Source organism: Gymnodinialimonas sp. 202GB13-11, from assembly GCF_040932485.1.
GTDB lineage: Bacteria > Pseudomonadota > Alphaproteobacteria > Rhodobacterales > Rhodobacteraceae > Gymnodinialimonas > Gymnodinialimonas hymeniacidonis.
Window position 1 is genome coordinate 1,528,346 of the sequence record NZ_JBFRBH010000001.1, and the last position, 16,676, is coordinate 1,545,021.

Annotated in this window: 16 protein-coding genes; 10 read left to right on the forward strand and 6 right to left on the reverse strand. The window is 60.9% G+C overall.

The genetic code is table 11. The annotated features are described in order from the left end of the window. Positions 1–4: 4 nt before the first annotated feature. On the forward strand, positions 5–385 hold the full coding sequence (locus V8J81_RS07690; protein WP_368475162.1) for a carboxymuconolactone decarboxylase family protein: 381 nt from the start codon (positions 5–7) through the stop codon (positions 383–385). 77 nt (positions 386–462) lie between these two features. Here V8J81_RS07690 and V8J81_RS07695 read toward each other — a convergent pair whose 3' ends face one another. The 5 genes from V8J81_RS07695 to V8J81_RS07715 all read right to left on the reverse strand — a co-directional run bounded on the left by V8J81_RS07695 (position 463) and on the right by V8J81_RS07715 (position 5,562). Next, positions 463–1,734: an ABC transporter permease gene (locus V8J81_RS07695; RefSeq protein WP_368475163.1), complete on the reverse strand. Its 1,272-nt coding sequence runs from the start codon at positions 1,732–1,734 to the stop codon at positions 463–465. 2 nt (positions 1,735–1,736) lie between these two features. Then, positions 1,737–2,537 (reverse strand): taurine ABC transporter ATP-binding protein, encoded by an 801-nt coding sequence (locus V8J81_RS07700; protein WP_368475164.1) that lies wholly within the window; start codon positions 2,535–2,537, stop codon positions 1,737–1,739. Between the two features lie 109 nt (positions 2,538–2,646). Then, complete coding sequence (locus tag V8J81_RS07705) at positions 2,647–3,648, reverse strand: taurine ABC transporter substrate-binding protein (protein ID WP_368475165.1); 1,002 nt, start codon at positions 3,646–3,648, stop codon at positions 2,647–2,649. Positions 3,649–3,916: 268 nt separating this feature from the next. Next, positions 3,917–4,216, reverse strand: a complete 300-nt coding sequence (locus tag V8J81_RS07710; RefSeq protein ID WP_368475166.1) for a DUF4387 family protein — start codon at positions 4,214–4,216, stop codon at positions 3,917–3,919. After that, positions 4,213–5,562 carry an acyclic terpene utilization AtuA family protein gene (locus V8J81_RS07715; RefSeq protein ID WP_368475167.1) on the reverse strand — a complete coding sequence of 450 codons (1,350 nt, stop codon included), beginning with the start codon at positions 5,560–5,562 and terminating at the stop codon, positions 4,213–4,215. The genes V8J81_RS07710 and V8J81_RS07715 overlap by 4 nt, the downstream gene beginning before the upstream one ends. A 259-nt stretch (positions 5,563–5,821) precedes the next feature. On the opposite strand from V8J81_RS07715, the gene V8J81_RS07720 reads away from it, so the two are divergent. After that, entirely contained in the window at positions 5,822–6,505 is a 684-nt protein-coding gene (locus V8J81_RS07720) for a fumarylacetoacetate hydrolase family protein (protein WP_368475168.1), read from the forward strand. Between the two features lie 5 nt (positions 6,506–6,510). Here the strand turns inward: V8J81_RS07720 and V8J81_RS07725 are convergent, their stop codons facing one another. Then, entirely contained in the window at positions 6,511–8,028 is a 1,518-nt protein-coding gene (locus V8J81_RS07725) for an OpgD/OpgG family glucan biosynthesis protein (protein WP_368475169.1), read from the reverse strand. A gap of 231 nt (positions 8,029–8,259) precedes the next feature. On the opposite strand from V8J81_RS07725, the gene V8J81_RS07730 reads away from it, so the two are divergent. The 8 genes from V8J81_RS07730 to V8J81_RS07765 all read left to right on the forward strand — a co-directional run bounded on the left by V8J81_RS07730 (position 8,260) and on the right by V8J81_RS07765 (position 16,671). Next, positions 8,260–8,964 carry a CDP-alcohol phosphatidyltransferase family protein gene (locus tag V8J81_RS07730; RefSeq protein WP_368475170.1) on the forward strand — a complete coding sequence of 235 codons (705 nt, stop codon included), beginning with the start codon at positions 8,260–8,262 and terminating at the stop codon, positions 8,962–8,964. Next, positions 8,961–10,580, forward strand: a complete 1,620-nt coding sequence (locus V8J81_RS07735) for an alkaline phosphatase family protein (RefSeq protein ID WP_368475171.1) — start codon at positions 8,961–8,963, stop codon at positions 10,578–10,580. The genes V8J81_RS07730 and V8J81_RS07735 overlap by 4 nt, the downstream gene beginning before the upstream one ends. A gap of 2 nt (positions 10,581–10,582) precedes the next feature. Further along, entirely contained in the window at positions 10,583–11,521 is a 939-nt protein-coding gene (locus V8J81_RS07740; RefSeq protein ID WP_368475172.1) for a lysylphosphatidylglycerol synthase transmembrane domain-containing protein, read from the forward strand. Between the two features lie 65 nt (positions 11,522–11,586). Further along, positions 11,587–12,588 carry an ABC transporter substrate-binding protein gene (locus tag V8J81_RS07745; protein ID WP_368475173.1) on the forward strand — a complete coding sequence of 334 codons (1,002 nt, stop codon included), beginning with the start codon at positions 11,587–11,589 and terminating at the stop codon, positions 12,586–12,588. Positions 12,589–12,591: 3 nt separating this feature from the next. Then, on the forward strand, positions 12,592–13,371 hold the full coding sequence (locus tag V8J81_RS07750) for an ABC transporter ATP-binding protein (RefSeq protein ID WP_368475174.1): 780 nt from the start codon (positions 12,592–12,594) through the stop codon (positions 13,369–13,371). Continuing rightward, positions 13,368–14,903, forward strand: coding sequence for an ABC transporter permease (locus V8J81_RS07755; protein WP_368475175.1), 1,536 nt, complete (start codon positions 13,368–13,370; stop codon positions 14,901–14,903). The genes V8J81_RS07750 and V8J81_RS07755 overlap by 4 nt, the downstream gene beginning before the upstream one ends. Further along, positions 14,900–15,937, forward strand: a complete 1,038-nt coding sequence (locus V8J81_RS07760) for a glycosyltransferase family 4 protein (protein ID WP_368475176.1) — start codon at positions 14,900–14,902, stop codon at positions 15,935–15,937. The genes V8J81_RS07755 and V8J81_RS07760 overlap by 4 nt, the downstream gene beginning before the upstream one ends. After that, positions 15,934–16,671: an FkbM family methyltransferase gene (locus V8J81_RS07765; protein ID WP_368475177.1), complete on the forward strand. Its 738-nt coding sequence runs from the start codon at positions 15,934–15,936 to the stop codon at positions 16,669–16,671. Before V8J81_RS07760 ends, V8J81_RS07765 begins: the two co-directional genes overlap by 4 nt. The last annotated feature ends 5 nt before the right edge of the window (positions 16,672–16,676 follow it).

Here is a 16,676-nt window from a genome sequence, read left to right on the forward strand (position 1 = left end):
TGGCATGAGCACCTTCGACGAAGACCTGTTCCTGAAGGGACTTGAGCAACGCAAAGCGACCCTTGGGGCGGAGTATGTGGAGAGGAACCTTGCCGCCGCGGATGATTTCACCCGCCCGTTTCAGGAGGCGATGACCGCCTGGTGCTGGGGCTTTGGCTGGGGCGACGACGTGATCGACGCCAAGACCCGTTCGATGATGAATCTGTCCATGATCGGTGCCCTTGGCAAAATGCAGGAATGGGAAATCCATTGCAGGGGCGCCATCAGCAATGGCGTGACGCAGGAAGAATTACGCGCCATCATCCATGTGGTCGGTATTTATTGTGGGGTGCCGCAGGCACTGGAATGCTTTCGGGTCGCCCGCAAAGTACTGGAAGAGGAATAGGCGCTCCAGCAGCGCTTCAGAAAGAAAAACGGCCCGAGAATTCGGGCCGTTTCCATTTCATGCGATGCCTTTTCGCTTCAGCTTTTACCTTTCCAAGGCACCAGCCAGTTCTCAGCCGCACGCATCAAAATATCGATGCCGAAGCCGATGATACCGATCAGAATGATCCCGAGGATCACGATGTCGGTCAGCTGGAAGCGCGAGGCCGCGATAATCATCATGCCCGCGCCCTGGGTCGCCGCCACGAGCTCGGCCGCCACAACCGTGCCCCAGCAAACCCCCATCGCGACCCGCGCGCCGGTGAAGATTTCCGGCAGCGAGTTTGGCACAATGACGTGCCAAAGGATCTGCCCCTTCGACGCCCCAAGCGAATAGGCCGCGTGGATTTTCGAGATATTCACCCCGGCCACGCCTGCCCTTGCAGCGATGGTCATGATCCACAATGCCGCCAGGAACAGCAGCACGATCTTTCCGGTCTCGAAGATGCCGAACCAGATGATGACCAGCGGGATCAAGGCCAGTGGCGGAACCGGTCGCATGAATTCGACGATTGGGTCAAACCAGCCGCGGAACCAACCGCTCAAGCCCATCGCATAGCCAAGCGGGATGCCCACCAGCGCGCCGAAAAAGAAGCCGCCAAGCACGCGGAAAAGCGACGCCCAAAGGTGCTCCAGCAAGGTCGAGTTCTGGTAGCCGTCCGTCCAGATTTCTTTCAAGCGGAACCAAATCGCCTCAGGCGCAGGCAGCCAAATCGGCTGCATCTGCATACCCGCCGTTGGTGTGAAGTTGAGCGAGCCGCGCTGGGTGAGTGTGACGGTCCCGTTGTCCACGCGCACCGTCTCGTTTGTGGCAATCGGCTCCCCGTTGATTGCCACGATACCGTAGCCATCATCGCCTTCGGCGCCCGGGTCGTTGCGCGGTGCACGGATCAAAACCGATCCCCACGCACCCGCCGAGCCTGCATCATTCAGCGCCAGACCATCACCTTCGTCAATCTCAGGTGGATCGCCCTCTTCCTCATCCCGGCCATAGACGCGGATGAATACGGTCGCATCAGCACTTTCCCCATCTGACGTCTCGGCGGTGTAAGTGAATTCAACGTCACCCGAATACGGCCCCGGAACGTGCAACGGCACAAGGACCGAGTTGGTGAACGCGCCCCAGATGAAGAACAGGCAGACAACGGACAGAACCGACGCGATCCGATCCGGCGTCACGGCGCTTTCATCACCGAACGTCACCGTTTTCAAAGAGGTGAAATCGCGGCGCGCATCCATTTGCGAGCGCACAAGTTTCACCACGAAATAGCAGCCCACAAAGAGTGCTACGTAGAACGCTAGAACGATCATTATCAGCCCTCCTTCCGGCCCATGATTTCTTCTTCCATCTCCCAGATGAGCGATAGGATTTTTTCCCGTGTCGGGTTGAACTCGGGATGCAGTTTCACCTCCCGAAGGTCTTTGCCCACGCCAGCCTCTGCGAATGGCAGGTCATAGACCGAGTGGATGCGGCCCGGGCGTGGTGCCATCACGACCAGCCGCTGGCCCAGAAGCAGGGCTTCCTCGACCGAGTGGGTGATCAGGATGATGGTCTTGCCGGTCTCTTTCCACAGCTTCAGAACGAGGCCCTGCATTTTCTCGCGCGTCAGCGCGTCCAACGCGCCGAGCGGTTCGTCCATCAAGATGACATCAGGGTCGTTGGCGAGACACCGCGCCAGCGCCACGCGCTGCTGCATACCGCCGGACAGCTCATAAATCGCCTTGTCCTTGAAGTCCTGCAGTCCAACGGCGTCGAGCAGATGGTCCGTGATTTCGGCAGCTTCTTTCGCCGGCATGTTTTTCATGCGCGGGCCGAAGTTCACGTTCTTGCGCACGCTCATCCATTCAAACAGCGCGCCTTTCTGAAAAACCATTCCGCGTTCCGGCGCAGGACCGGTGACTTCGTGGCCATTGATCTCGATCGAGCCTGCGGTTGGGGCCAGAAAGCCCGCAACGATGTTGAGAAGGGTCGTTTTACCACAGCCCGATGGGCCGAGGACGGACATCAGCTCGCCCTGCTTCAGGTTTAGGCTGACATCCTCAAGCGCTTGCACGGCGCCGCCATCGGGCAGCTCGAAGCGCATGGATATGTTGTTGATTGCGAGTTCCGACATGGGCGGGGCAAACTCCGACGCAAAGGGGCCGATCTGAGGACCTGGCGGATAAGAAAAAGCCCGCCGCGAGGGCTTGGTCGCGGCGGGCCGATATCAAGCGGCTATTGCCTTACTCAGCCGCAGCCCGCAGCGGAGCTGTGTTCACCAGCGAGCCGTAATCGTCGAGCGTGCCGTCGATGGACCCTGCATCTGCGAATACAGTCGCCACACCGGCCATGAACTCACCCACATTGCCGCCGAGCCATGCATCGGAAAGCTGCTCTTCGGTTGAGGGGAAGACGAACGTGTCGATGGTCTGAGCGGTTGCTTCGAGGTCCATACCGGCATCGTTTGCGATGACTTCGAGCATCGCGTCGCGGTTCTCACCGGAGTTCCACATCGCGTTGGCTTCTGCCGTCACGGCCAGGAACTGTTCAACCAGCTCGGGGTTTTCTGCGACGAACGACGCAGGTGCCGAGGTGACGTCAAACACCAGAATGCCAAGCTCGGTCTTCTCAGCGCCGGTCAGCAAGACGTTACCATGCTCCAGCATACGACGTAGGGCGCCGCCCCAGCCGCAGACCATGTCCAGCTCGCCCTGTGCAAAGGCTGCTGCGCCATCGGGCGGCGCCATGTCGACGACGTTCATCGAAGACACATCCACGCCGAAGTGGTTCATCTGAGCAAGGAAGCCGTAATGCGCGGCAGTACCCAGCGGCACACCAACGGTCAGGCCAGCCAGATCGCCGGCGTTCGAGGCGTCGATTTCCAGCGCTTCTGCCACGACGCAGTTGTCGTTGTCGGCGTAAGACACGGCCACGTCGAGCAGCTCAAGGTCCTGACCGGCAGAGGTCGCAACGATGAACGGCGGCAGACCCTGCGAAACCGAAAGGTGCACGTCGCCAGACGCCATGGCTGCGGACATCGCAACACCGGTGTCGAACGCAACCCAGTTAATCGAGACGCCCATGGCCTCTTCATACATGCCTTCCACTTTCGCGAACTGGAACGGCATCGGCCATTCGAGGAAGTACGCAACAGTGATCTCTTCAAGATGGCCGTCAGCCATTGCCGCCTGACCGGATGCAAGGATCGCGGTGCCAGCCAGCAGCGAGGCGATAGTCTTTTTCATTGTTCTCTCCTGTCGGGATCCGTCCGTAAGGACTGGACCGGTTCCGTATTTTTGGCGGGTTTCACGCACCCTTACGGACATTGAGTTTTGTGTGGAGGACCGACGGCCCACCACGCGTGAGCGTAGGTGGAGCGTCTGAACGCCGTCAACACCTTTCAGATGGAGTCCAACAGGCGCCTAGGTCCAGATTCGACGAACAGACTGGCCAACAGTGCTGGTTGCCGTTTTTGCGGGTCTCAGTACCCAGCGGCCAGCGGAGGGCGCAGGATCAGATTTCCAGCTCAGCCAGTATATTGGCAAAGGATGCCCCGTGCATGTCGCGGTCATGACGCGTACCTTGGATTTGAGGGCGCGGCAGGCTGAATTTGAGAACGTTTAGATCGCTAATCTCAAACCGTTTGAGTTGCGTGGAGCTGACCTGTAACGCCGCTGCGACACGCTCCGTATTCAGTGCCGCGCAGATCTCGCCGAACTCGGCTTCTCCTGCACAGAAGATATCGAAGGTCAGCCAAAACGGTCCGGCATTCTTTGAGCGAACCTTTGTCACAACATCTGCAAGCGTTGTCATGGGCCCACCTCCAGCGTTTCGATCCGAAAGGCCGACAACGGATCCTCCAACTCCAGCACATGGTTCAAACAGAACTCAAAGATCTCTCCACACGCCATTTCTGGGGGCGAGAAGGGAAATGCGAAGGTCGGCATCTCCTCCTGTTCCGTCAGCGGATGGTGTAAAAGGTATGGGTTCAGGATCTTGGCGACTTCGCGCGACACGTCTTCGCGTTCAGCCGTCACAATCCCCATAACCCCCACTTCTCCAGCACTCAGTGTCGATGTTTCGAGCGGCCCCAAGGTCGCATCGACACCAATAAGTCGTAACTCCAGCGAGAAATCCGCATTCACCCGCGTGCGCGCCTTTTCAGTGCATTGAGCCTCAATATCCGCGACCCATGCACGGATGTTTTCCACGTAACGCGCGTCGCGCACCAGTGCGAGGGATACCGTCTGAAAGCCACCAGACCGGGCCCCCTCTAGCTTCACTGTATAGCGCTCGGACGGCAGCCACTGGCTTCCCGTCACACGCACCCGACGATCATCCAACGCCTCATAAGATGCTTCGGTCACATCAAGATGGCCACCAGGCTCAAAAAGCACATGCGGGTTCGCGTTCTCGTACAGCATGTGAGCTGAGACAGTGTAGGGCGTGGCCCGCGCCTCTGCTCCCATGGGCGTAATCGTGAATCCTGCATCATCGAATTCGATTAAGATCGTGCCGGAGTTCGGGCTGGTCGTGGCCAATGCACCGCATTCTCCGATCTTCGCACCATGCCAAGCCCCACCCGGATGCGCTCCGCGGGCAATGGGCAAAGCCGCGATGATCGCCGTGTCGGTTGTGCGCCCCGCGATCACGATGTCCGCTCCGGTATCGAGGGCGGCGTTGATCTGTTCCACCCCGGCCAACGCCACGATGTTGGTGCAGGCGCTCAGCACATCCGCAGAAATCTTAGGTGCGGCCTCAAGCGGCGTGATCCGGCCTGCCGCAAATGCCTCGGCCATGGCCGCCCCACCCTGCCCGCTTTTGACCGTAGCGATTTTCAGTGTCTGGCCCAATTCCGCAGCAAGCTCTCGCGTGATATCGAGCATCCAATCCACGGCGCTGTCTGCCCCACATGTACCGGCTGTCCCTATCACCAGCGGAACACCGGCGCGGGCGCGTGCCTCCATCAACTCGCGCCATTCCGCCTTCACGGAACTGCGTGAATACTTTGAGGTACCGGTACCGAGGTAATGCGGTCCACTGTCCGTGGACCCGCCATCAATCGCGATCAGATCAGGACCTTCTGCGATCCCTCGCGCAAGGGCGTCGCGGTCATAGCCAAGGCCGAGGGCCCCTGAAGGAATTAGGATTTTCGTCATGACCCACCCTCGCTTACACGCACTGTCTTAGGCGCGTCAGTTGCGCGTCTCAATCCAAATCCAATTCGACTTGCGGCAATAGATGCGACCGCAAGGCAATGCTCATTAAAATCAAACCAGGACTACGGCCCCCAAGCTGAGCCAGACGGACCCTCCATCCGGCCTAAGCTGTTAGGCGCATGGAACAACAGAGAGGGCCCGCCATTGGCCATGCCCTAAGCCCATGCTACGCCTCCGAAAAGCCTTTAAGGAGACGCCCATGCCCGACCTTGTCATCGCCGCCCCAAAGCAGCACACGATCCCCACTGCAAACGGCGGCGCGTTCCCTGTACGCCGGGTTTACTGCATCGGGCGGAACTTTGCGGACCACGCTATCGAGATGGGCCATGATCCAAACCGCGAGGCCCCATTCTTCTTTCAAAAGAACCCAGACAGCCTCGACCCGTCCGGTCAGTTTCCCTACCCGCCCCACAGCCAAAACGTGCATCATGAGGTAGAGCTTCTGATCGCCCTTAAATCTGGCGGCACAAACATTCCCGTTGCGTCCGCGCTGGATCACGTCTGGGGGTACGGCGTGGCCTTGGACATGACGCGCCGCGATTTGCAGGGTGAGGCCAAGCAGGCAGGCCGCCCGTGGGAAATCGGCAAGGCGGCCGAACGTTCTGGCCCTGTCGGCCCCGTGCACCCTGCTTCGGACGTTGGTCACATTGAATCCGGCCGCATCGCAGTATCCGTTAACGGCGAGGTCAAACAGGATGGCGACCTTAACCAGATGATCTGGAAAGTGCCTGAAATGATTTCGTATTTGTCGGAGTATTTTGAGCTTGCTGCCGGTGACGTTATCCTTGGCGGCACACCTGCGGGCGTTGGGCCAGTCGAACGAGGGGAAACAATGGTAGCCTCAATCCAAGGGTTGGGTGAAATCACGGTGAACGTGGTCTGAGCGGCCTATTCCCGACCGTCCCGCTTCCGCGTCCAGCGGTGTAGCCACACGGGGCTAACCGCGGCTCCGCCTGCATCGCGCAGAACCAGCCGCACCTCGAGCGCACGCGCCGCATTGCCCGGTGTAAGCAGGAAGGTCGCCCGCTGCCCGCGCCCGTCCGGGAGATTGAACAGGGCGATGCCATCCAGCATGTCGGGCACGGCCCCTTCACCCGACACACTCAGATCGGGCACCAGCCCATCGGACGACCCGGTGAAATCAATCACAAAACGCCGCGTGCCGGGATATTCATGCTCCCGCCCGCTACGCGATTGTATGACCTGCGCCGGGCTGTCGGGGTCCGGGTCGGCCAACGTCCAATCCAAACGATAGCGGAAGCGATATTCTCCACCGGCTTCCAGCGCCGCTTCCGGCCGCCAGAACGCCACGATATTGTCGAGGAACTCTGTGCCCGTTGGTATCTCGACCAGCATCACAGCACCCGGCCCCCAATTGCCGAGCGGCCCGATAATGGCAGAGGGGCGTATCTCGTATCGCGCTTCGGTGTCCTCAAAATCCTCGTAGGTACGCGCTGTCTGGAACAGACCGAAAGCCCTTGGATCGTTATCTGAGAAAGCCGAAGTTTCGACCGCTGCCGGGTTACCGATAGGCCGCCACAGGCGCTCGCCCGCGCCGTTTTCGATGAACAGCACATCACTGTCATGCACGCGTGGCCGGAAATCATCCGACGCCGCCCCGCGCATGGGGCCTTTCAGATACATCGACGTCAGCGGCGCTATGCCAACCGAATCCAGCCGCACACGAGGGAACAGCGTGACCGAGATGTTCATGCCCGTATCCATGCCCGGGAAAAGCTCCATATCGAAATGTCCGGAAAGGGACGGGCTGTCGATCAACGCCTCCATCCGAATACTGCCACCGCCCCCTTCGTGCAGGCGCATATGCGTGAAACGAGGGAACTCCTCCGGGGTGGCCCCGCCCGTACCGAGTGCCACAGCCCGTGCGGAAAGGCCGTAAGCCATCGCCTGACCAATCGCGCGGAAATAGCTTGCCCCCTGAAAGACCGCCACCTCGTCCATGACATCCGGAGCGTTGAGAGGATATCGCAGTCGAAGCCCGGAGAACCCGGCGCCCGGTGCCTCTTGCGGAACGGAGTCGAAATATCTTGGGTCGAAATCGAACAATTCCGGCGTCAGCGGCAGGTCAGCCCACGCGCCATCCACTTGCCGCTCCACCGTGACAGGATCAGGAAAGTAGAGCCCCGGTGGTAGAAGATCGACCGCGAATGAACCGCCCTGCGGCAACAAGGCGGCCTCACCAACAATGGGTCGGATGCCACGAAACGCATCATAATCCAGCCCGGCAAAAGGTGGCGGTAACACGCCGGAAGGCGCGACATAATCCTGAGCCGCCGTGGCACGCGCGACCTCCAACAGCGACGGCACGCCGCCTTGGGCCGCAACGGGAAGCCCACGGGCGATCATGCTGGCCAGCGCCGTGCCCATAAACAGCCTTCGGTTCATGCCTTTGCTCCCACTTTTTGTGCACACCGCAAGTAAGCTGTTGCCGAATTTGTCATTTTCCACGCGAAACCCTTTCAAGTAGGGCTTGGCAGGTTACCATTAGTATCTGATCTGACCCGCATCCCTTTGCACAGGCAAGGGCGCCCAAAGCCTGCACGACATTCGATTTTGACCAATAGACCAACAAATATTGAGCATTCCGCACAAACCCGAGCCATCCCTCTCAGGATTGTGAAGCCGCGTGGCGTTTTGCTGGCCTTTCTGGGTGCAGCATTGGTGGGCATTTTCATTTCGTTTGGGCTTGGGGGGCTTATGCTTGGCGACGCAACGCCAAGTGCCTCGACTGTCTCAGCCTTGGTATTCGCCGTTTTAGCAGCGTTTGCCGGGGCTGCCCTTGCGCAAAGCTATCCCCATTCGCGGCTTGGTTTTTGCAACACGGTCACCTTACTGCGGCTTTCACTGGCCAGCGTGTTGGTGGGCGCCTGTGTTGCGGGTGGTTGGTCGGCTTGGCCCGCATTTGCCGTTGCCAGCACGGCTTTCGCGCTCGACGGGCTGGACGGGTTCCTTGCTCGGCGTGAGGAGCTGAGTTCGGAGTTCGGCGCGCAGTTCGACATGGAGGTCGACTCGATCCTCGCCCTCACCCTTGCGGCACTTGCCTTCCAAAGCGGCGCCGCCGGGGCGTATGTGCTGCTTCTTGGCCTACCCCGCTATCTTTTCGGTTCGGCACAGCTTGTGTTTCCGTGGCTAAAGGGCGACTTGCCCGCGCGTTTCTCCCGCAAGGTGGTTTGCGTTATTCAAATCGCAGCGCTTCTGTTGATGGTGCTGCCGCTGGTTGGCTCTCCGCTGACTGACTGGATCGCAGGCTTTGCAGCCTTTGCCCTGATCTGGTCCTTTTGGCGCGACATTGTCTGGCTCAAACAGGCCACACGCGCATGACGATGACGCGGCTGCTTTTGGCGGCACTTGTGCTGCATCTTGTCCTCATCCAGCCAAATCACCCAGCCGCCCTGTCATGGCAGGCGTTGTTCCTGTTTCCGCTGGAATTTCCCGTGATCCTGTTCGCGCTGATGGCGCTTGGCCAGACCGCCGCTTCCCGAATTGTCCGCATGGTACTGACTGCTGTTCTTACCGGTCTAGTCGCTCTGAAAGCGGCCGACTTCGTCAGCTTCACCGCGTTGTCGCGGGGTTTTAACCCAGTCACCGATCTCTCATTGATCGACGCGTTCATCAGGCTGCTCACTGGGTCTGTTGGCGTCCCTGTCACTCTCCTAATCGGCGTAGCGTCACTTGCTCTTATCCTTTTAATTGCTTGGTTGATATGGTGGGCCACAGGCATTTGGGCACGCTTGGCCCTGCCACGGATTGCCCGCCTTGCTGCGATCCCTCTAACATTGCTTTCCGCTGGTGTCGCAACGGCTGAGATCGGTCAGGCGCTCAACCAATGGTCCCTGCCCGCCACTCCACCCGGTGCCGCCTTCACGGCCCGCGTCGGTGTCGAACGGATTGAGATGATCCGCGAAACCCGCGCCCGCCTCGCCGCTTTTGATCTAGCCGCCTCCGAAGATCCATTCACAAACACGACCGGCCTGTTTGAGGTCATCGACCGGGACGTTTTAGTCATTTTCATCGAAAGCTATGGCCGGACCAGTTTCGATACCCCTTTCTATGCCGACACCCATCGCGCGACGCTTGAGAGTGCGGAGGCGCGGCTGAGCGATCTTGGCCTTTCCATGCAATCAGGCTTCCTTACGTCACCCACGCAAGGCGGGCAAAGCTGGCTGGCCCATACCACGTTCGCCAACGGCCTTTGGGTGGACAACCAGATCAGCCATGCCGCCGCTTTGGCAAGTGGGCGCAGCACGCTTTATCACCATGCGGCTGCCAATGGTTTTCGCACGGCAACGCTGATGCCGCAGATTACGCTCGATTGGCCTGAGGCGGATATGATGGGGTTTGAGGATGTGCTGGTCGCCGCCGACACAGGCTATGCGGGACTGCCCTTCAACTGGGTCACGATGCCCGATCAGTTCACGCTTGCCACACTGGACCGGCTCCTGCGTGACGGGTCTGACACGCGCCGCTTGTTCGCGCAGGTCGCGCTTGTATCTTCCCACGCACCGTGGACCCCGGTCCCTGAGCTTTTGCCGTGGAGCGACATCTCAGACGGCACGGAATTCAACGAGATGGCCCAAGCCGGTGATCCGCCAGAAGTCGTCTGGCGCGATCATGACCGTGTGCGCGCTCAATATCGTTTGGCCGTCGACTATTCCTTGCAGGTTGTTTTCAACTACGCGGCCCTTCACGCCGAAAACCCACCCCTCATCATTGCACTCGGCGATCATCAGGCGGCTGGCTTCATCGCCCTAGATGAACGAGCGGAAGTGCCTATTCACGTCATCGGCCCGGAAGCTTTGGTCTCGCGCTTGACGCCGCTTGCCCCAACCCTTGGCTTGCTGCCGCCTTCTGACGCGCCTGCAATCGGTATGGAGGCAGCACGCGACATCTTCCTCCGCGCCTTCCAAGTTGAAGACGTAAACGAGTTGGGCAATTGAGCATGGGCCGCGCTTATCCCAAATGGCTCAATACGGTGCTGCAACTGCTCACCTTGGCCGCGCTGGCTTACCTCCTTTCCCGCACTGTAGATTGGTCGGAGGCATGGACGCTCCTGAGCGGTGCACACCTCTTGCCCCTCCTCGCAGCGGCCCTCCTGTTAACCGCGCAAACCGTGCTTTCGGCCATGCGTTGGCGGCTCACAGCAGCGCGTTTGGGGATCAGCCTGCCGATGGGGTTTGCCGTTCGCGAGTACTACCTAAGCCAAGTTGTAAACCAGTCCCTGCCCGGCGGTGTGCTAGGCGATGCTGGCCGTGCCGTTCGCGCCCGCAGCCAAGCGGGGCTACTGGCTTCGGGTCAATCCGTTCTATTTGAGCGCATCGCGGGGCAGATCGGCCTCTTGATCATCCTCGCGAGCGGCCTTCTTCTGAACGCGCTCAGCCCTTCTGGCTTACATTGGCCATTAGGCGTAACGACCGCCATTGGCGGCGCATTCGTGCTCGGGCTGATAATCCTGCTCGTTGCTCTCACCATGCGCCGAACTGCCATTGGTCGCGGACTAGCCCGGTTTCACCACGCGGTTCTGGCCGCACCCGTACTTTCCAAGCAAGCCAATCTGAGCATCGGCACCGCAGCACTCAACATCAGCGCCTTTTCCCTTTGCGCCACAGCCATCGGCGCGCCACTCCCTCTTCTTCATGCCACTGCCCTTGTCCCCATGATCCTTTTTGCGATGGTCTTGCCCCTGTCCATCAGCGGCTGGGGCCTTCGTGAGGGGGCCGCAGCACTCCTCTTTCCCATCGCGGGTCTTTCGTCGACCGCCGGACTTGCGGCCTCTGTCGCGTTTGGCCTGACCTATCTTGCCGTGACCCTGCCCGGCCTGTTGATGGTGCGCCGCGCGCCAAATCTCGCCGCTGATCACAATTCCGAGGCCAAGCCTTGAGTTTCCGGCTCAAAGGCTAAAAACTGTCAACAAAACTATACACTTGCAACGAATTGGACTTTCACATGAAACCATCCACCGGTCTCTCCCGTCGCTCTCTTCTGGCCACCGGCGCAGGCGCGCTCGGCGCTGCATCTCTTGGCCTCTCGCCACGCCGCTTGCACGCTCAAACAGCCGTGAACTTCCAACTGTCCTGGCTCCACTCGACGCAATTCGCAGGCTCCTATATCGCACAGGATCGTGGTCTCTGGGCTGAGCGCGGTCTCGCCGTCTCCCTCCAGCCCGGCGGCCCCAATGCGCCCGTGGAGCCGCCCGTCGTCTCTGGCACCGCGCTCATGGGCATCTCGGCGGCTGACTATACCGCCGCCGCCGTATCGGAAGGCGCACCGTTCAAGATTATTGGCGTGGCAATGCAGAACAACCCCTTCGCCATCGCCTCGCTCAGCGCCAATCCCGTGAACCAACCCTCTGACATGGAAGGGATGCGCATCGGCATGGCGCTGGCCAACACCCCCGTTCTGCAAGCCCTCTGCACAATCAACGACGTTGATTTCGATGCCATCGAGATTGTGCCGACGCAATACTCGCCCCAGCCCCTCGTCGCGGGTGAGGTAGATTGCCTGCTCTGTTGGGCAACTGACCTGCCGGTTGCCATGACTGTTCAGGGCGTCGACAACACCACCATGCTGATGGCCGACCACGGATACGCTGTTCATTCGCAGACCTACATCGTGACCGAAGACAGCCTCGCCAACCGCCGCAACGAGATCGTGGCCCTGATGGCGGGCGAAGTGGCCGGATGGGCCGCCTACCGCGAAGACACCGTCGCCGCCACTGACCTGACGCTGGCCATGTTCCCCGATGCGGGCCTCGACCGCGAAACGCAGCTTTTGCAGGCCGAACGGCAGGTGCCGCTGATGTTCTCGGATCTGACCGATGCCAATGGCTTCGGCTGGTGGACCGATCAGACCGTTGCCGCCAACATCGAAACCCTTGGCCTTCTGGGGCGCGAGGTCACATCCGACCTCTGGGATCGTTCGATCCTGGAAGAGGTCCACGGCGTCTGATCAGTGTCGGTTGAGATCATCTGCAAAGGTCTGGCCAAGACCTATCCCGGCGGGGTCGAGGCGGTGCGCCCGCTTGACCTATCGTTAGCGGCTGGCCAGACCACGGCACTGGTCGGGCCCTCGGGCTGTGGCAAGTCTACGCTGTTGCGGATGATTGCGGGGCTGGAGGATCCCTCCGCCGGCACACTGACCATCGGTGGTGCACCCGCCGCCGATACGCTTGCCCGAGCAGGCCTTGCCGTCGCCTTTCAGGACCCCTCACTCCTGCCTTGGCGCACGGTTCGGCAGAACATCGAACTGGCTCTCGACCTCGCTCGAAAGCCGCGAAAAGCGGCTGAGATCGACCAGCTGATCCACCTTGTCGGCCTCGACGGGTTTGCCGACACGCGCCCCGGTGCCCTGTCCGGCGGAATGCGCCAGCGCGCTGCAATTGCGCGCGCGCTTTCCACCAACCCCGACCTGCTGCTGCTGGATGAGCCATTCGGAGCGGTCGATGAACTGACCCGCGCGCAACTGGCCGCCGACTTGCCCGGCATTTGGGAGGCGCGGGGCACCACGACCCTGCTCGTGACCCATTCCGTGACCGAGGCCGTAACTCTGTCGGATCGCATCCTCATCCTGTCGCCGCGTCCCGCGCAGGTAGTCGCTGACTTGCCTATCGACCTGCCCCGACCGCGCCCCTCGAACCTAAAGGCCCTGCCCGCCTTCCAATCCCATGTCGAAGCGACCTTCGCGGCGTTGAGCCGGGGTGTGGCGGATACCCTGCCTAAAGCCGCCCAATGATCCGCGCCGTCGCTGGCCCAATGCTTGCCCTGATCGCTTGGGAGGCGCTCGCCCACCTTTTCGCCAGTGCCTTTGTCCTCGCTGCACCCTCCGCAATCCTGCTTTATTTGATCGACAATGCAGGTCTCATGGCCCGCGCGCTTGGCGTGACGCTGACCAATGCGGCCGCAGGCTTTCTGATCGGCAATGTCGCGGCCATCTTGCTTGCAGGTATCGCCATTGCCGTACCGCGAACCGAAGCGATGATCCGCGCCCTCGCGCTTGTTGTCTTCTGCCTGCCGCTTGTCGCCACAGGCCCGGTCCTGCGCATACTCTTCGGCCCCGGCATCGGCCCGCAAATCACGCTGGCCGCACTGGCGGTCTACTACACCACGCTGATCCCCCTCCTCGTGGGTCTGCGCGCGGTTCCCTCCGATTGGCTCGACCTTGTGCGCAGCTATGGGCGTGGCCGTATGACGGCGCTGTTGCGGGTCCGCGCCATGGCCTCGTTCCCCTATCTGGTTGCGGGTTTGCAGATCGCAGCGCCTGCTGCATTTTTAGGGGCCATGGTGGGGGAATTCACTGGGGCCGAGCGTGGTATGGGCGTGCTCACTATCCGTGCCATGCGAGATCTCAATATCGAGATGACTTGGGCTTTGGCCACGCTAGCCACTGCCGTCGCCGTCGCCGCATATCTGGCGATTGGATTCGCCGCACGTGCTATCCTGACGGAGGAGCCGCCCGTTATCCTTGCAGCGCCCGCCACGAGGCGACGCAGCCCGCTCGTCGCGTTTACCATGATTGCGCTAAGTACCATCTTGGTCCTTGCGCTTTGGTGGGGCGGCTTAGACGCCCTGAATCTGTCATCCTTCTTCGCCAAACGCCCGGACGACCTGATCGACGCCCTGTTCCTTGCCCCCGACGCGGCCCAAACCCGCGCATCTCTTGGCGGCGCCCTAGCCGAAACCCTCGTCTTCCTGTTCCCCGGCTACCTTGCGGGTCTGCTAGCCGGTGCGGGCCTTGCCATGGCTCTCATCCTCTTGCCGAGTCTTGCCAACACCGCCCTGCCGCTTGCCATTGCCCTGCGCTCGGTGCCGATCATCACGACCGCGCCGCTTGTGGTGCTGATCCTCGGGCGCGGGGCAATTGGCACCGTGACACTCATCGCAATCATGGTCTTCTTCCCCACCTTCATCGCTTGCCTGCACGGCTTGCGCCAAGCACCGGGCCGGGCCACGGACGTCATGCGCTCCTACGCCGCCTCGCCCACCGCGATCTTGCGCCATGTCCGCATTCCCGCAATGTTGCCCGCTTTCTTCGCCGCCGCCCGCATCAACGTGCCCGCCTCCATCCTTGCAGTCACGGTTGTCGAGTGGTTGGCCACCGGGAACGGCCTTGGCGCGCTCATGGCGTTGTCTGCGTCTTTATCCGACTACGACATGCTGTGGAGTGCAGTTGTTCTCACCACGCTCCTCTCGGTGGTCGGCTACGGCCTGATTGGCCTTATTGAACGCCAAACCCTGAAGGTTTACGCGCCGGAGCAATTGGCATGAGATCTGCGGCCTTCGCCATCCCCGGAGACATCACGACGTTGACCGGCGGATATATTTACGAACGCCGCCTGTTGGAGGGGCTGCGCGGGCGCGGCCATGACGTGCAGCATATCGAATTGGGCGACACGTTCCCCACGCCGACCGACGACCACATGGCCTGTGCCATTGGCGCACTGACCGCCCTGCCACCTGAACGTGCACTGATACTCGACGGGCTAGTCTACGGCTCCATCGACACCGCGGGCCTCGCTCAGATCCGTACGCCCATCGTCGCCATGATCCACCATCCGCTCGCGTTGGAAACCGGCCTCGACACGGCAACTAAAGCCCATCTCTACAAGACCGAACGCGATAACCTTGCCCTCGCGTCGCATGTCCTTGTTCCCAGCCCGCACACGGCGCAGATTCTGACAAGCGACTACGCCGTCCCACTCGAAAAGATCACCATCGCGCAACCCGGTACAATGCGGCCGCCCCTTCCCCGTATGCCAACACACCCGCCCCTGATCCTGTCCGTTGGCATCCTGCACCCGCGCAAGGGCCACGATGTGTTGCTTGCGGCGCTGTCGCGGCTCGCGCACCTGGATTGGCGGGCCGCAATCGTAGGCTCCCTGCACGATCCGGTTTATGCGGAGGGCCTGACAGAACAACTCCACGCCCTTGGCCTTAGCGACCGCGTGGACCTCATGGGTCGCGTTGCCCAATCTGAGCTCGATCAACTCTATGCCGAGGCCACGCTTTTTACCCTCGCAACCCGTTACGAAGGATACGGCATCGTTTTTGATGAGGCATTGGTTCGTGGCCTCCCCATAGTCACCTGCGCGACCGGCGCTGTTCCACAGACCGTGCCAGAGGAGGCGGGTCTGCTCGTCGCGCCCGATGACGCCTCTGCGCTCAGCCGCGCCATGGAAACTCTGCTGACTGACACCAAAAAACGCGAAACGATGGCCAAAGCGGCGCTCCGTGCAGGCAATGCGTTGCCAACATGGGAAGACACGGCACGTAAAGCCAGCAATGTCCTCGAACGCCTATGACAGCCCTTCGCCGCTCCTTCGATATCTACTACCGGGACGCCGCCCGTACGAAGCGGATGGACAGGCTGAATGCTCAGTTTGTCCAAGATGGCGATCTTGCCTTCGACATTGGCGCCCATGTCGGTGACCGCACCGGCAGCTTTCTGCGACTTGGCGCGCGCGTCGTTGCCCTCGAACCCCAGCCGCGCGTGCATCGGGCCTTGCGGCTGATCTACGGTCGCAATCCGAAAGCAACCTTGCTGCAATCAGCCATAGGTGCCACGCCCGGAACGATCCCGTTTCACGTCAATTCCGCTAATCCAACAGTCTCCACCGCCTCCACCGCTTTGGTAGCCGCCGCGCCTACAGCAGCGACCTGGAGCGACCAACGGTGGGACACGACAACTGACGTGCCCATAACAACGCTGGACGACCTAATTGAGGAGCACGGCACGCCCGTTTTCATCAAGATCGACGTTGAAGGGTTCGAGCTTGAGGCGCTGAAGGGCCTGACCCACTCCGTTCGCGCCCTGTCGTTTGAATTCACCACACTGCAACGCGAAATCGCGGCCGCCTGTCTTGAGCGTTTAGCCGAACTGGGCCTTTACCGCTTCAACCTCAGCCTCGGGGAAGACCATGTCCTGCGGCCCGAGTGGTTAAGCGCAACGCAGATGAACGACCTGTTGTCCGCCTTGCCCGAAGCCGTCAATTCCGGCGATATCTTTGCGGTACAGCGCGACAACACTGCGCGGTAGACGCC

Bases quoted from the DNA above. Each gene is read 5' to 3' on its own strand.
- V8J81_RS07690 (WP_368475162.1), top strand. From the start codon at position 5: ATGAGCACCTTCGACGAAGACCTGTTCCTGAAGGGACTTGAGCAACGC.
- V8J81_RS07695 (WP_368475163.1), bottom strand. From the start codon at position 1,734: ATGATCGTTCTAGCGTTCTACGTAGCACTCTTTGTGGGCTGCTATTTC.
- V8J81_RS07700 (WP_368475164.1), bottom strand. From the start codon at position 2,537: ATGTCGGAACTCGCAATCAACAACATATCCATGCGCTTCGAGCTGCCC.
- V8J81_RS07705 (WP_368475165.1), bottom strand. From the start codon at position 3,648: ATGAAAAAGACTATCGCCTCGCTGCTGGCTGGCACCGCGATCCTTGCA.
- V8J81_RS07710 (WP_368475166.1), bottom strand. From the start codon at position 4,216: ATGACAACGCTTGCAGATGTTGTGACAAAGGTTCGCTCAAAGAATGCC.
- V8J81_RS07715 (WP_368475167.1), bottom strand. From the start codon at position 5,562: ATGACGAAAATCCTAATTCCTTCAGGGGCCCTCGGCCTTGGCTATGAC.
- V8J81_RS07720 (WP_368475168.1), top strand. From the start codon at position 5,822: ATGCCCGACCTTGTCATCGCCGCCCCAAAGCAGCACACGATCCCCACT.
- V8J81_RS07725 (WP_368475169.1), bottom strand. From the start codon at position 8,028: ATGAACCGAAGGCTGTTTATGGGCACGGCGCTGGCCAGCATGATCGCC.
- V8J81_RS07735 (WP_368475171.1), top strand. From the start codon at position 8,961: ATGACGATGACGCGGCTGCTTTTGGCGGCACTTGTGCTGCATCTTGTC.
- V8J81_RS07740 (WP_368475172.1), top strand. From the start codon at position 10,583: ATGGGCCGCGCTTATCCCAAATGGCTCAATACGGTGCTGCAACTGCTC.
- V8J81_RS07745 (WP_368475173.1), top strand. From the start codon at position 11,587: ATGAAACCATCCACCGGTCTCTCCCGTCGCTCTCTTCTGGCCACCGGC.
- V8J81_RS07755 (WP_368475175.1), top strand. From the start codon at position 13,368: ATGATCCGCGCCGTCGCTGGCCCAATGCTTGCCCTGATCGCTTGGGAG.
- V8J81_RS07760 (WP_368475176.1), top strand. From the start codon at position 14,900: ATGAGATCTGCGGCCTTCGCCATCCCCGGAGACATCACGACGTTGACC.
- V8J81_RS07765 (WP_368475177.1), top strand. From the start codon at position 15,934: ATGACAGCCCTTCGCCGCTCCTTCGATATCTACTACCGGGACGCCGCC.